This is a genomic window from Nostoc sp., assembly GCF_036919895.1.
GTDB lineage: Bacteria > Cyanobacteriota > Cyanobacteriia > Cyanobacteriales > Nostocaceae > Nostoc.
In genome coordinates this window covers 143,782-156,459 of record NZ_JBALBW010000049.1, presented here as the reverse complement: position 1 = coordinate 156,459, position 12,678 = coordinate 143,782, and the positions used below count along the sequence as shown (strand labels likewise).

General features: G+C 42.0%; 14 protein-coding genes. 7 read left to right on the top strand and 7 right to left on the bottom strand.

Annotated elements, in window-relative coordinates; all coding sequences use genetic code 11:
• Positions 1-116: 116 nt before the first annotated feature.
• Together V7K55_RS09080 and V7K55_RS09075 are read right to left on the bottom strand one after the other, a co-directional pair.
• Positions 117-899: an ISAs1 family transposase gene (locus V7K55_RS09080; protein WP_442949076.1), complete on the bottom strand. Its 783-nt coding sequence runs from the start codon at positions 897-899 to the stop codon at positions 117-119.
• A gap of 209 nt (positions 900-1,108) precedes the next feature.
• Positions 1,109-1,231 (bottom strand): transposase family protein, encoded by a 123-nt coding sequence (locus V7K55_RS09075; RefSeq protein WP_334830327.1) that lies wholly within the window; start codon positions 1,229-1,231, stop codon positions 1,109-1,111.
• A gap of 36 nt (positions 1,232-1,267) precedes the next feature.
• On the opposite strand from V7K55_RS09075, the gene V7K55_RS09070 reads away from it, so the two are divergent.
• Genes V7K55_RS09070 through V7K55_RS09060 form a run of 3 tightly spaced genes read left to right on the top strand, consistent with a single transcriptional unit; the run spans position 1,268 to position 1,858 of the window.
• Positions 1,268-1,393, top strand: coding sequence for a hypothetical protein (locus V7K55_RS09070; RefSeq protein ID WP_334830325.1), 126 nt, complete (start codon positions 1,268-1,270; stop codon positions 1,391-1,393).
• A gap of 53 nt (positions 1,394-1,446) precedes the next feature.
• Positions 1,447-1,620, top strand: coding sequence for a hypothetical protein (locus tag V7K55_RS09065; protein WP_334830323.1), 174 nt, complete (start codon positions 1,447-1,449; stop codon positions 1,618-1,620).
• Between the two features lie 4 nt (positions 1,621-1,624).
• Complete coding sequence (locus V7K55_RS09060) at positions 1,625-1,858, top strand: hypothetical protein (RefSeq protein WP_334830320.1); 234 nt, start codon at positions 1,625-1,627, stop codon at positions 1,856-1,858.
• Positions 1,859-1,936: 78 nt separating this feature from the next.
• Here the strand turns inward: V7K55_RS09060 and V7K55_RS09055 are convergent, their stop codons facing one another.
• The 3 genes from V7K55_RS09055 to murJ form a co-directional block, all read right to left on the bottom strand.
• Positions 1,937-2,200, bottom strand: a complete 264-nt coding sequence (locus V7K55_RS09055; protein WP_334830318.1) for a hypothetical protein — start codon at positions 2,198-2,200, stop codon at positions 1,937-1,939.
• Between the two features lie 223 nt (positions 2,201-2,423).
• Entirely contained in the window at positions 2,424-2,936 is a 513-nt protein-coding gene (locus V7K55_RS09050; protein ID WP_334830316.1) for an outer membrane beta-barrel protein, read from the bottom strand.
• Positions 2,937-3,064: 128 nt separating this feature from the next.
• Entirely contained in the window at positions 3,065-4,669 is a 1,605-nt protein-coding gene (murJ, locus tag V7K55_RS09045) for a murein biosynthesis integral membrane protein MurJ (protein ID WP_334830313.1), read from the bottom strand.
• A 405-nt stretch (positions 4,670-5,074) separates the two neighbouring features.
• Here murJ and V7K55_RS09040 point away from each other — a divergent pair, with 405 nt between their 5' ends.
• Positions 5,075-8,092: a GAF domain-containing protein gene (locus V7K55_RS09040; protein ID WP_334830311.1), complete on the top strand. Its 3,018-nt coding sequence runs from the start codon at positions 5,075-5,077 to the stop codon at positions 8,090-8,092.
• Between the two features lie 217 nt (positions 8,093-8,309).
• Positions 8,310-8,807: a hypothetical protein gene (locus V7K55_RS09035; RefSeq protein WP_334830309.1), complete on the top strand. Its 498-nt coding sequence runs from the start codon at positions 8,310-8,312 to the stop codon at positions 8,805-8,807.
• 80 nt (positions 8,808-8,887) lie between these two features.
• Here the strand turns inward: V7K55_RS09035 and V7K55_RS09030 are convergent, their stop codons facing one another.
• Together V7K55_RS09030 and V7K55_RS09025 are read right to left on the bottom strand one after the other, a co-directional pair.
• Positions 8,888-9,394 carry a pentapeptide repeat-containing protein gene (locus V7K55_RS09030; RefSeq protein ID WP_012411400.1) on the bottom strand — a complete coding sequence of 169 codons (507 nt, stop codon included), beginning with the start codon at positions 9,392-9,394 and terminating at the stop codon, positions 8,888-8,890.
• 78 nt (positions 9,395-9,472) lie between these two features.
• Complete coding sequence (locus tag V7K55_RS09025; protein ID WP_334830307.1) at positions 9,473-10,993, bottom strand: LCP family protein; 1,521 nt, start codon at positions 10,991-10,993, stop codon at positions 9,473-9,475.
• Positions 10,994-11,108: 115 nt separating this feature from the next.
• Here V7K55_RS09025 and V7K55_RS09020 point away from each other — a divergent pair, with 115 nt between their 5' ends.
• Complete coding sequence (locus V7K55_RS09020) at positions 11,109-12,275, top strand: mannose-1-phosphate guanylyltransferase (RefSeq protein ID WP_334830305.1); 1,167 nt, start codon at positions 11,109-11,111, stop codon at positions 12,273-12,275.
• 78 nt (positions 12,276-12,353) lie between these two features.
• Positions 12,354-12,650, top strand: coding sequence for a membrane protein insertion efficiency factor YidD (yidD, locus tag V7K55_RS09015; RefSeq protein WP_334830303.1), 297 nt, complete (start codon positions 12,354-12,356; stop codon positions 12,648-12,650).
• Positions 12,651-12,678 lie beyond the last annotated feature (28 nt).

The following is a 12,678-nucleotide window of genomic DNA, read 5'->3' as shown; positions in this document are numbered from 1 at the left end:
GCGAACACAATGTATTTTCCATTGTTCAGATGACAACCCAAGATTTACCTCGGACAAAAAACCTCGAACTTCTTTAGAACGGTGGTAACTAGCGCAGGGTTAGCGCATCTCAAATCCTATTGACAGGTGGATTCTAGCTCCCGTGTTGAGTTTGGAAGAGCCGCCGCCAAAACAGAAACCATATAGCGATCATTCATCGCGGCTCGGCGTGACTTTTGGCGAATACTGCGGTGGAAAGATGATTCTCGCTCTAAGGCATTGAGGGCAATACGACGTAGTAAAGCAAAATTCTGTGGACTGTGCAGAGAACGAATTCGAGATCCATCCTCATTGAAAGTGACATCTAATGTCCAATGAACAGAATTTTCAATACCCCAGTGTTGTCGAATGGCACTACCAATCTTGTGAGCATGGCTGCCGAGACTAGTAATGTAAAATTGCACCTCCTGAGTAGTCTGATTCCAATGCTGAATCGAACGTATTACCATAACTACTGTTGTCAGACCAGCCCACAAATTTTGTTCATGAAGTCCAGGAAGTTTTGACACTGGCACGGTGTAAACCTGACGATTTTCGATTCGGTGATGCCCTGTCTTGAAAAGTTTTGTGGAAGGAAACCTTCCCCACAAACTTTTCGCTTTTTCTACCCGTTGACTAATATTCACATCAACATCTTTAAACCCAAGAGATTGTGCTATTTCAAACCAATTTTTTACTTGTTGGTGCAGCGTAGGGTGATTATCTTTCAGGCTTAAAATGTAATCAGAACCAGCCGCAATGATTTTCTGAGCAATCGATTTCTGTGTACCCATCGCATCAATTGTGATGATGCAGCCAGATATGTCTAGCATTTCTAACAGTGCTGGAATTGCGGTGATTTCATTGGATTTTTCACTCACCTTTGTTTGTCCCAAGACTAAACGGTGTTCACGTAGACCTTGCACTGACAGTGTGTAATGCTTTTAACCTTGATTCTCGGTCATAGGAGCCTCTATGAGTTTTACCATCTATGGCTACTACTTCTACTCCCAATTTCTCAATCAATGATTGAACCCACTGCCGAAAACATTGCTCAAATTCTTTGGGGTTAATTTTCTCAAATACTCAACTAAGAAGTATCTGGACTGGGTATTCCGAATGGTAGTTCTAGAAACGTTTCCAACCATTCTTGTTTATTGAGTCCATACTCCTCGATGTCTTCCCAACCTTGCGCTCCTGCTATTACTGCCAAAATAGCTATGGTGATGATATCAGTGTATCAAAAAATATGAGTATTTCAGCGATCGCTCTTTGCAGAAAAACTTTTTGGTTTACTGTTTATGGAGCAAGCACCCGCGCCACCTTGCACGGAACCACCCTTTATCACCAAGAACTGAGTGCGGTTACGAGTTAACCGCGCGGTGATGTTTGATGTCTCATGTCTGCACACTTAACCCAGGAACCCAAATGACAACCACAGTTTTAGAACTGATTACAAACCTGAAACACTACCCCGATAACACGGTGGTAGTCATAAGAGACGTTGACAATGTGGAATTTCCGATCGTTGATTACCAGTCTGTGATCAACACCTTGGAAATCGTCATTGGCGAAAAGGAGGAGCCAGAGTCAGAGGAATAAGTAATTGATTCATGCGATCGCCTACCGTCCCTGTCGATTGGAAAGCGATCGCCAAACAACAAATAATTCTATGGAGATTGTATCAATGAGTAAGCCCGTGGGATATTTCACCAGTTACACCATAAATGACGGCTCCCTCTTAGATTCCCTCCAGGAGCGGTATGGCAGTACATTTGAACTGATGACCAAGCGCGAGAAGCTATTTTTGATTAGTGTGTGGTCAGGGCAATTTATGTAAACGCAAACCAACTTCTCGCAGGATATTATCCCTACGATAGATGTGGTTTTTCAAAACATTTATATTTATTCTTTACTGTCAATGAGTAAGTTTTATGGTTGATGCACCACCAGGTATTCTCAGGTTGGCATAGTCGCCGCTTAGTTGAACACGTGATGGTGGCTGGTGTAAGACTGCACAGCATCTTTGAACTGCGGCTTGATATTCTCGCCATTGCTTACGGATTGCTATACTGGCGGCATCGTTATCTAAGTCTGAAAATCTTAGCCCAGACCGAATTAGCCAAGATTCTACATCAGTTGTTTCACCCAGTATTTCTGGAATGGGATTAATCTTTTCCATGAGTAATATCTTTTATGCATATTTAAAATTGGTTATTTAACTTTAAGAGAAACTATTGATGATAGCCAAATATAATTGGTTATCATAATCATAAATAAAAATGATTAAAAAAATGGGTCATGTCTGAGTATCAATACTCAGACATGACAGAAATAATTCCTATTACGGCTGGTAAACATCATTACTTAAGGTTACGAATAAGCTGTTTCCTGGCTCGTAATAACTAGAACCGATAGCCTAATCCAGCTTGAAAGCTAACGGCATCAGCATCACTATTTCTGTAGGCATCAATACCCCATTTAGTATCACCATAAGCAATGACATTGTTGCTAACTTCTGATTCAATACCAAGGGTGACTACAGGTGAATTCTGATTGCCCAGTGGGGTTTTTTGACCTTCGTCAGTTACAAAAGAATAACCACCACCGAAGTAAACGTTAGTATTTTTGGCGATCGCCGCATCGTAAGTCACGATGGGCATAATTGCAGCAGCATCACCACCATACAGCACAGAACCGCGCAGTGAAACAGGTGTCTTCGGAACGGCGTAACGTCCTTGGATATTGCCACCAATTTGTGATTCATCGTTTCCTTGTCCGCCACTGGTTGCACCAACTGCAATCCCAGCACCGATGTAATTGCCGTTTGTACCGGCTGTTTGAGCAGAAGCAATTCCTGCTGAGAGGACAATGGAAGCAATAGCGATCGCAGAGGCAGCTAATTTTGTAAGTTTCATAGAATTCTTCTCACTAGAGTTAGGTAAAATCAATGTTCTCTAGTACTAGAATCTCTTTTTTTACAAAATGTAACCTCGCACATCTGGTTCACCCAAGTGGCTGAATTATTTCTCACCCACTTGGTTAGTTACTTCTTCAAAAAACGCTGACGTAGACGAGATATAAAAATATTCACCTCTGGTATTTTCAGCCAGGAGGCGATCGCAGCAAACACCGCAATCCCGACAAAACCAGATACGCACAATTGCAACACCAGAATCAGTAAACCCGTTTTACCTAGCAATTGCTGAGAACCAACCAATGTCCCATAGCTGGCTACCCCAGCTACGACGCTACCAGCAGCCAAACCCAAAATCGGCAAACCCCACTCACGCCAAGGTAAACCATTGAGTTTGCGATCGAGCAACCACAACAGCATCAACATCGAGCTACAGTTTACACCCACTGTTGCCAACACCAAGCCGGGAGCGCCAAAAGGTTTAACGAAAAACCAATCTAGTACAGCATTGAGCAAGATGTTATAAATACTGATGCGAAAAGGTGTCTGTCCATCGCCTAAAGCGTAGAATACGCGCACCAAAACATCACGTCCCAAATAGACAAACATCCCAATTCCGTAAGCTACTAGCAAGGATGAAACTAGCTTTGTAGCTTCTGGCTTGAAAGCACCGCGTTCATATACCACCTGCACAATAGGTACAGATAATGCCACCATCAGCGCCCCTAGCGGTAGCATGGTGAAGGCAGTCAGCAGCAGTCCTTGGCGAATGCGTGATTTTAACTCTGGCCAATTTTCTGGGCTAGACAGTTTGGCAAATATCGGTAACAGAGGCAGTAAAATGATATTAGAAATAATCCCTAACGGAGTTTGGACTAATAGATTCGCATAGTTAAATCCTGCCGCAGCCCCAGGGATAGGACTAGCAAAATAAAGGTCAGTAGCAACATTAATTGGCATCATTCCCGAAGAAACTGTTGCCGGAGTCATGATTCTAATGACTTCTTGAACGCCTGGGGATTTAAAATCAAACCGTAGGCGTAATGTGCCTAATCCTAACCGCCACTGCACAATTAGCTGCACCAACCACTGGAGAATTGCTCCTGCCAAAGTTCCCCAAGCCAAGACCATTCCACCGATTAAAGCGTATTCCGGTTTAATAATATCCTTACCCAGTTGCATCGCTAAGAAACCAAGACCGCCAACAACAGTAATACTGGATAATAAAGGACTAATAGAGAGTAGCCAATATTGATTGGCTGCGTTGAGAGTACCGAAACCAATGCCAATTAAACCAGCAAATAAAGCCATCGGTGCCATAATGCGGAGTTGTTGAATTGCGATCGCTCTGGTTGTCTCTTCCAAACCATGACCGACTAAATCAACGATCGCATCCGCAAATAAAATTTGAGCCACTGTCACCAGCAAAAGTACTCCAGCCACCAGTGTTGTCACAGTTTCCACTAGGGGAGCCGCTTCTTCTCGCCGCCGCTTGGCTAAAACGCTGACAACTGCACTGTGTAATGGCCCATTGACACCACCGAGTAATATCAATAGAAAACCAGGGATAATATAGGCGTAGCTATAGGCGGTAGCAGCAGCACCAACACCAAAAGCCGCAGCGATCGCTTGCTGCCGCACTAAACCGAAGACTTTACTAATTAATGTGGCTGCGGCAACAATGCCAGCAATTCCAGCGAAAGAACGAGAGGGTTTTTGGTCTTGTTGTGTCACGAATAATACCCGACAACTCTTACAGAGTGCATACTTTAAAACATTTAACCTGAAATACCTTAGTCTGTCAGGTAAATTTTGGCAAATCAGTCATTAGTTTATAGTCTGATGCCTGCGGGGAGCAAAGCAAAATTACTGCGATCGCAATGTGAAGTTAATTAAATCGTCTCTTAGTAAGGGCTAGAGCCGTTTACTACAAACCTTGAATTATTCATGTCTTCTTTTGTATACAAATCAAAATTATTTTTAACCCATTAAAGAAAATAGATCAACAAAGGGGAACTATAAGAATAACCATCTTCTGGGAAATAGTTGAACGCTGTCAAAATTTGCAGTTTGTCATATTTTGGACTCATGAAGTTTGGTATGAAGAACTCTTGTATAAAAACGACATAATCCAGCGCAATGGAACCAAATTCAAATTTCACAGAAGATCAACCTCTATTGTCAAGCGTTCAACTTCAAGAGCAACTAGAGCAACAAAAGGCTCTGGCGAGTGTAATTGTGCGAATTCGGGAGTCTCTTGATTTAGAAAGAATTTTTAAAACTACTGTTACACAAGTACGTCAGTTCCTAAATGCTGACCGTGTAGCAGTTTTCCAGTTTGACTTAGAGAAAGATTGGAAAGGAGAATTTGTTTATGAAGATGTTGCGCCTGGTTGGAATTCGGCATTAGAAGTAAAGGTTTACGATCGCTGTTTTGGAGAAGAATTTGCTTCTAGTTATCAAGAAGGAAAAGTACAAGCAGTAGGAGATATTTACAAGGCAGGACTGAGTGAGTGTTATGTGGAAATTTTGAGTAAATTTCAGGTACTAGCTAATCTTGTTGTCCCTTTATCGCCCCAGAAGGAACTGTGGGGACTGCTTTGCATTCATCAGTGCAGTGAGACTCGTGATTGGAAAGAATCGGAAATTGAGTTTGTTCGTCAAATTGCTGACCATCTTGCCGTTGCGATTCAACAAGCGAAGCATCTCAAGCAAGTCCAATTGCAAGCTGCAAAATTGGCTCAAGCAGTTCAGCGCGACCAAGTAATAGCTCGGATTGTCGATAAAATTCGCTCACCCCTTGATATTGAAACCATCTTTAAAACCACAACTCAAGAAATACGTCAGCTGCTGCAAGCCGACCGAGTTGCCATCTTTAGCTTCAATGACGATTGGAGTGGTAACTTCGTCGCTGAATCATTTGCTGAAGATTGGACTCCCCTAGTTGGTATTCAGCCTGCGATCGCGGATACTTATTTACAACAGACGCAAGGCGGACGTTACGTTAACAATGAGACATTTACAGTTAATGACATTTACCAAGCCGGATTAACAAACTGTCATGTAACCCTACTGGAGCAATTCCAAGCAAAAGCCTTTGCAACTGCCCCCATTCTCCAAGGAGATCAACTTTGGGGAGTCATTGCTGCCTACCAAAATGCCTCACCCAGAGAGTGGCAATCTTATGAAGTCGAATCACTAACCAAAATCGGCACACAAATTGGTGTGGCAGTGCGACACCATAAGTTACTGACATACGCTCAGTACCAAGCAGAGCAACAAAAGACATTAACTAGCGTGATTACTCGAATTCGGGAGTCCCTAGATTTAGATACAATCTTCCAAACAACTGTCACCGAGGCACGGAAAATGCTGCAAGCCGATAGAGTAGCAGTCTTTCGGTTTGACCCTCAAAAAGATTGGGAAGGAGAATTTATTTCTGAGGATTTTGTCCCTGAGTGTAGCTCGGTAATAGCAGAAAAAGTTTATGATTATTGCTTCGGTGAAAACTTTGCAACCCTTTACGCTCAAGGTCGAGTCAATGCGATCGCTGATATTTATCAAGCCAAGTTTGCAAGTTGCTATGTCCAAATCCTAGAAAAATTTCAGGTGCGGGCAAATATGGTCGCACCTCTATTGAAAAAAGGTGAACTTTGGGGATTATTGTGTATTCACCAATGCACCGCTCCTCGTTATTGGCAACCTTCTGAAATTGAATTTACCAGTCAAATAGCCGAGCAATTGGGAGTCGCATTAAAACAGGATTCTTATTTAAAGCAAGTTCAAATGCAGGTTATCCAGTTAGCAGAAGCCAACGAACGAGAGAAAGCAATGGAACGGCAAGAATTGCTAGCTGCAACCATTGATAAAATTCGCCAGTCACTCGATATTAAAACTATTTTTAGAACTACTACTCAAGCTGTGCGAGAGTTGCTTGAAGTCGAGCGAGTTGCAATCTACCGCTTCAACGCAGATTGGAGCGGTAAATTTGTGGCAGATTCCTTTAAAGATGGTTGGAAAGCTGTTGCACAAGTCCAACCAATGATTATAGAAAGCTTTGAAGACACAGAAGATGATAACGAACTGCCACGCAACGAAACTTTTGTTCCCATTCGACAAGGTGAAAAATTATGGGGATTATTAGTTGCTTATCAAAATTCGCAACCACGTTATTGGAAAGAGGAAGAAATTAATTTACTAGCTCAAGTAGCTGTGCAATTTGGCATTGCGATTCAGCAAGCGGAATTACTCGAACAAACCAAACGTCAAACCTCAGAATTGACTCAAGCCTTGCAAGAATTAAAACAAACTCAAACCAGGTTAATCCAGGGTGAAAAAATGGCAGGTTTAGGACAACTACTTGCGGGAGTTGCTCATGAAATCAACAATCCTGTGAGTTTTATTTCTGGTAATCTAATACATTTAAATAAATATACTGAAGAACTACTAAATGTAGTGAAACTCTACCGTCAAAATTCCTCTCTGTTACCATCTGTCCAAGCTCAAATTGATAAGGCTGATTTGGACTTTATCATCGAAGATTTACCCCAAACTCTTGAATCAATGAAAGTAGGAGCAGAGCGAATTTGTGATATTGTGCTATCACTGAGAAACTTCTCTCGTACAGATGAGGCTGGATTGAAGGCAGTAGATATTCATGAAGGATTGGATAGTACTTTGCTGATTTTAGGGCATCGGCTCAAAAATAATCATGAACGCCCAGCTATTGAGATTATTAAAGAATATGCTATTTTCCCTTTGCTCGAATGCTATCCCGCGCAATTAAATCAAGTGTTTATGAATCTTCTTAGTAATAGTATTGATGCATTAGAGGAAAAATTTAAAACTATCCAGCAAAGGTATTTGAAGTTATCCCAAAGGTGTCCTATAATACCTTTGAGTATCTGGATTAGTACGCAAGCCACTAATAACCAGGTTGTAATTAGAATAGCTGATAATGGTCTAGGGATTCCAGAAGAAGTGCGATCGCACATGTTTGATCCCTTCTTCACTACCAAAGCACCTGGTAAAGGTACAGGCTTAGGATTGTCTATTAGTTATCAAATAGTAGTTGAAAAACATCATGGTCAGATTAAATGCTCGTCTAAACCAGGAGAAGGAACAGAGTTTTTAATTGAAATTCCCAGCAGTAATTAGAGGCGAATTTTCGATAATTATACCAATTGGAAAAAAGAATGCGACAAATAGACCATTTGTAGAGACGCGATTCATCGCGTCTTTATCCAAGTATGTCTTGCAATCATTAATTGAATATGACGTTTGTTATACAAATATCGGGGGTATAATGTGTCTATGGAAAATTTTATATCAAAAATCGTTGAGAATTTTGTAGTGAACAAAGGAGAATTAAATCATGTCTAAGGAATTAATTAAGCAAAAGCTTATTGAACATTTAAACCTTTATGGTTTTGAATATGCTTGGTTTGAGGATGAAACTGGAGATAGTGTAAATTTTGTAGATAAAGATGGAACACTAAGTTTTTATGTTCCGGTAAAGTTTTATTCAATTGATGATAATGAAATTAATAGCACCGGTAATTATGAATTACATATTCAAGACAACCCTATCATAAGTTTGTCAGAAGTAAGGATTGTTGTTTATTGGACTGGTGCGGACAGAGAACTTACAGATGAACTTATAGTATGTGTTGAAGATATTGATTTTATTGAAGAAATACCTTTTGCAATCAATAAAGTTTTATGTTCTATTGCTAATGGTAATTTTAAAGCTAAATTGCACGATCGTATGACCGATATAGCAAATTACATTGCTAAGTCCAAAAATACTAACATTGACTCTGGAAGCACGGATTTTCTAAAAGAGAAAATAAAGTATTATCTGCCAAATTAGTTTAGTAGAGTGCGTTACAGCAAACCTAGCGTAACGATTCTAAAGTGTTGATGCCGTACTCTCCGCGCTAACACACCCTACTATCGACAACCTAAACTATCTCGCGTTGACATACCAGTAACCGGATTTACCCCATCCGCCCTTTCACACATTAGCGACACTTGATAACGGTCAATCAAAGCGTCGGTAAAATCAGCGCCTGTAATTTCGGCATCAAAAAAGCGGCTACGGGTCAAAGTGGCTTCAGTAAAGATGGCATTTTTTAGGTTAGCACCATCCATAGTGACGCGATCGACTAAAGCACCGCTTAAATTCGCGCCTTCCAAATTTGCTTTTAACAAAACTCCTTTAGTGAGAATTGCGTTGGTTAAATTCGCTCCTTGAAAATTCGTCCCCCGCATTTCTGCTGCTACAAAAGTCACACCTGCCAAATCAGCATTAGAGAAATCACGATTTTCTAAATTTATATTGTTGTAGTTAATTGTGTTGAGTTGAGCAAAAGCAGGTTTAGGATTAAGTATTATCCAGCAAAATGCTAGTATCAAAATTACAATCAAACCCAAAAATCGCAGCAAAATCTTTTTCATAACTTCATTACTTTTCATTAGTCCTTTGTCATTAGTCCTTTGTCATTCGATCGATGACTAATGACTAATGACCAATGACTATTTCCAATCCTTACCAATCCGAATTGTGAGGTCAGATTCTAAATCACCAATCGCTGACACCTCAATTTGACCCAAGCCTAAGACTTTTTGCAAATCAACACCAACTCGCCGATTGCCTTTTTGGACAATAATCTGAGTTTGACGTTGGGTATCTGGCCAATCAGGCACTTTGTAAATTTTAGTAAAGCCTTTCTGTTTAAGATAAGCAATAACTTTTTCAGTTAGCTGAGGTTGATTGGAGGCATTTTGAATAGCAATTTTGAGGTTAGGAACCTGACGCATATCTGGTTTCAGACCAGGTACATTTACCCCAACATAATCATTCAACAGGCTCTGTTGTCCAGTCATATTTAGCCAATAGCTATCAGGGTCTTTGCTAAAACGGCTAAACGTACCAGGTAGTACCGTCATTTGGAAATTATCTCGATCTAGATTGAGGCCAAAGTTGACCAACGCCATCATTTCTTCCATCTTTAGGTTGGTATCAAAGTATTTTCGCATTAAGCGAGTTAATTGAGGCAACCGGGGTAAAATGGTAGGACTATTTAAGCGTTGCAGCAATGCTGCTGTTAGTGCTTGCTGACGCTGCACTCTCGGCAAATCTCCCAAACCTGGTTCGCGGAACCGGACAAACTGTTCTGCTTGTTCGCCGTTGAGGGTTTGCCAGCCACTGACTAAATTAATCGACAGCCGACTGCTAGAGTCTTTATATGTCATCGATTGGGGAACAAAGACCTCGACCCCGCCTAACTGATCGACTAACTGCCGTAAACCGCTAGTAGAAATACGGATGTAGCGATCGATTGGAGCATTATTTAATGTCCGGCTAACTACCCGTGCTGCCAAGACTGGGCCGCCTTTGGCATTGGCATCAGATACCTTAGTTAAACCCTTTTCTCCCTTTTCGGGGATGGCAATCATCGTATCTTTGGGAATCGAAAGCACCCGTACAGATTTTTCACTAGGGTTAAGGCGTACCATAAGCATGGAGTCGCTTTTGCCAGCAAAGCTTTCTGGTGAACCATCAACAGTACCATTAACTGGTTCAATTCCCATAATTAAGATATTCATGGGTCGTGAAAGCTGGTACTGGGAGAGTTTGCTCCACAACTCTCCTGGTAGTGGGATTTTTACCTCGTCTTTTGGAGTATTTCCTAAATCTTCATCTGTTCGATCGAGATTGCTCCATAAAGGAGTCCACAGTGCTAATGTCGAGACTAGCAGCCCAGATAAGATGATGCCGATGACAATCGTCATAATCCACAACAGCCATCGAGGCATGGTTAAGCCCAGTCTCTCGTAAAGCTGATTTGGGATCGCGCCCACAGATTCGACGACGCTACGGTTCGGATTTGCTGGCTGGTTTAGTTCGACATCCTCCTCCTCTGAGTCGACTACCGGTACTGGCGTTACCTGATTTTCTGTCCGTTGAAGTTGCGACGATCGCACCTCAGTTTCAAATTCTACTACTTGCTGAGATGTAACCGGATTTTCCGACCATTCGACTTGTTTTATCACAATTATTTCCCCACTCAACCACTCCCTAAAAGTATGTTAATCCAAGCTACAGATATTGCCAGTGGAAAGGCTCACTGTAAACTTATAATGTTCTTCGGTAGGCGTGTATGACAACATGAATACTTTATTGTTCCCCGTAATCCTAGCTGGTGGTAAAGGTGAACGTTTTTGGCCCCTGAGCCGCAAAGACCGACCTAAGCAATTTTTAAGTCTTGATGGTAGCTCTAGAAGTTTATTACAAGCAACCGCCGATCGATTGATAAAACTCGGTGGCGGTGAGTCCAGCGCTGCGGGAGGGTTTCCAACGCCAGTCGCTCATGGGGGAAACCCCCAAGACCGCGCTGGCTCCTCCGCAGGCGACTGGGGAACCCGAACGGGGTGGGATTCCTTGTGGGTTATCACTTCTAGTCAGATAGCTGAAGGGGTAAGACAACAATTACCTGAACTACCAGTTGAAAACTTACTAATTGAATCGGAAGGCAGAGACACAGCCGCAGCCGTTGCTTGGGCAAGTTTAGAAATCAAACGGCGCTATGGAGAAGACGCTGTTATTGGCTTTTTCCCTGCTGACCACTGGATTGCTGACGAAGAAGCGTTTGCACACACATTAAGCGCGGCTACGCAGCTGGCAGCAAGCACAGCAGCGATCGTGACACTGGGGATCAAACCTACTTTTCCATCAACCGGTTACGGCTACATTGAACAAGGTGAAAAGATAGGTAGCTTTAATGAGTTGCCAGCTTATCACGTCAACCGCTTTACTGAAAAGCCCAACCGCGAAACGGCAGAGACTTTTTTATCTACGGGGCGCTTTAGCTGGAATAGTGGAATGTTCGTTTTTCGGGCAGGGGTTGTTCTCAAGGAACTACACACCCATGCTCCAGAAATTATCGAACCTTTAGAACAACAGGGTGCTGATATTTATCCCCAGTTGCCTAAGAAGAGTATAGACTATGCCCTAATGGAAAAGACAACTCTAGCATACGTTTTGCCAGTTGATTTTGGTTGGGATGATTTGGGAGATTGGAATGCGATCGAGCGCTTACTCAAAACAGAAGAGAATCCCAATGTAGAACTCGCTACCCACATAGGGCTAGATACGCAGGGGGCGATTATTTACGCCTCCAATCCAGAGGATGTAGTTGTTACTATTGGTTTAGAGGACGTGGTGATTGTGCGCGATCGCAATGTCACCCTCGTTGTCAATAAAGAACGTACCCAGGAAATTAAGCAGATCCTTAAAATTCTCCAAAGCGATCCCCGATTTACCGACCTGCTATAAAAGTTAAAACCCTTGGCAGAGGCGAAAAAGTCTATTTTCCTATTATAACTTGACTGTCTGTTATTTTTTCTGACAGTTATGGACATTATTAGCTTTGAGCCTCTCGCCAAGACAATGGCAATCGAGTCTATTACCGCTTATCAAAAATATATTTCTCCGTCCAAAGGATTTAGTTGCTCCCATCGTTTATTACATGGTGGAGATTCTTGCTCTAATCACGTTAAACGAATGTTGAGCGAACAGAAACTCCACGAAGCCTTACAATCATCCATAAAAAGATTCCAAGATTGCGGCGCAGCTAGCAGAACTTTAATCAGTAGCAAAGCTAGAGCCAACTTCGGTTGTATTGTCATCCCCTGCTGCTTACCTCTTTAACTCCCTGCGTCTTTGCAGTTATTTATAA

Coding starts and splice junctions, on each gene's coding strand:
- V7K55_RS09070 (WP_334830325.1), top strand. CDS start 1,268: ATGAGTATTTCAGCGATCGCTCTTTGCAGAAAAACTTTTTGGTTTACT.
- V7K55_RS09065 (WP_334830323.1), top strand. CDS start 1,447: ATGACAACCACAGTTTTAGAACTGATTACAAACCTGAAACACTACCCC.
- V7K55_RS09055 (WP_334830318.1), bottom strand. CDS start 2,200: ATGGAAAAGATTAATCCCATTCCAGAAATACTGGGTGAAACAACTGAT.
- V7K55_RS09050 (WP_334830316.1), bottom strand. CDS start 2,936: ATGAAACTTACAAAATTAGCTGCCTCTGCGATCGCTATTGCTTCCATT.
- V7K55_RS09040 (WP_334830311.1), top strand. CDS start 5,075: ATGGAACCAAATTCAAATTTCACAGAAGATCAACCTCTATTGTCAAGC.
- V7K55_RS09035 (WP_334830309.1), top strand. CDS start 8,310: ATGTCTAAGGAATTAATTAAGCAAAAGCTTATTGAACATTTAAACCTT.
- V7K55_RS09030 (WP_012411400.1), bottom strand. CDS start 9,394: ATGAAAAAGATTTTGCTGCGATTTTTGGGTTTGATTGTAATTTTGATA.
- V7K55_RS09020 (WP_334830305.1), top strand. CDS start 11,109: ATGAATACTTTATTGTTCCCCGTAATCCTAGCTGGTGGTAAAGGTGAA.
- yidD (WP_334830303.1), top strand. CDS start 12,354: ATGGACATTATTAGCTTTGAGCCTCTCGCCAAGACAATGGCAATCGAG.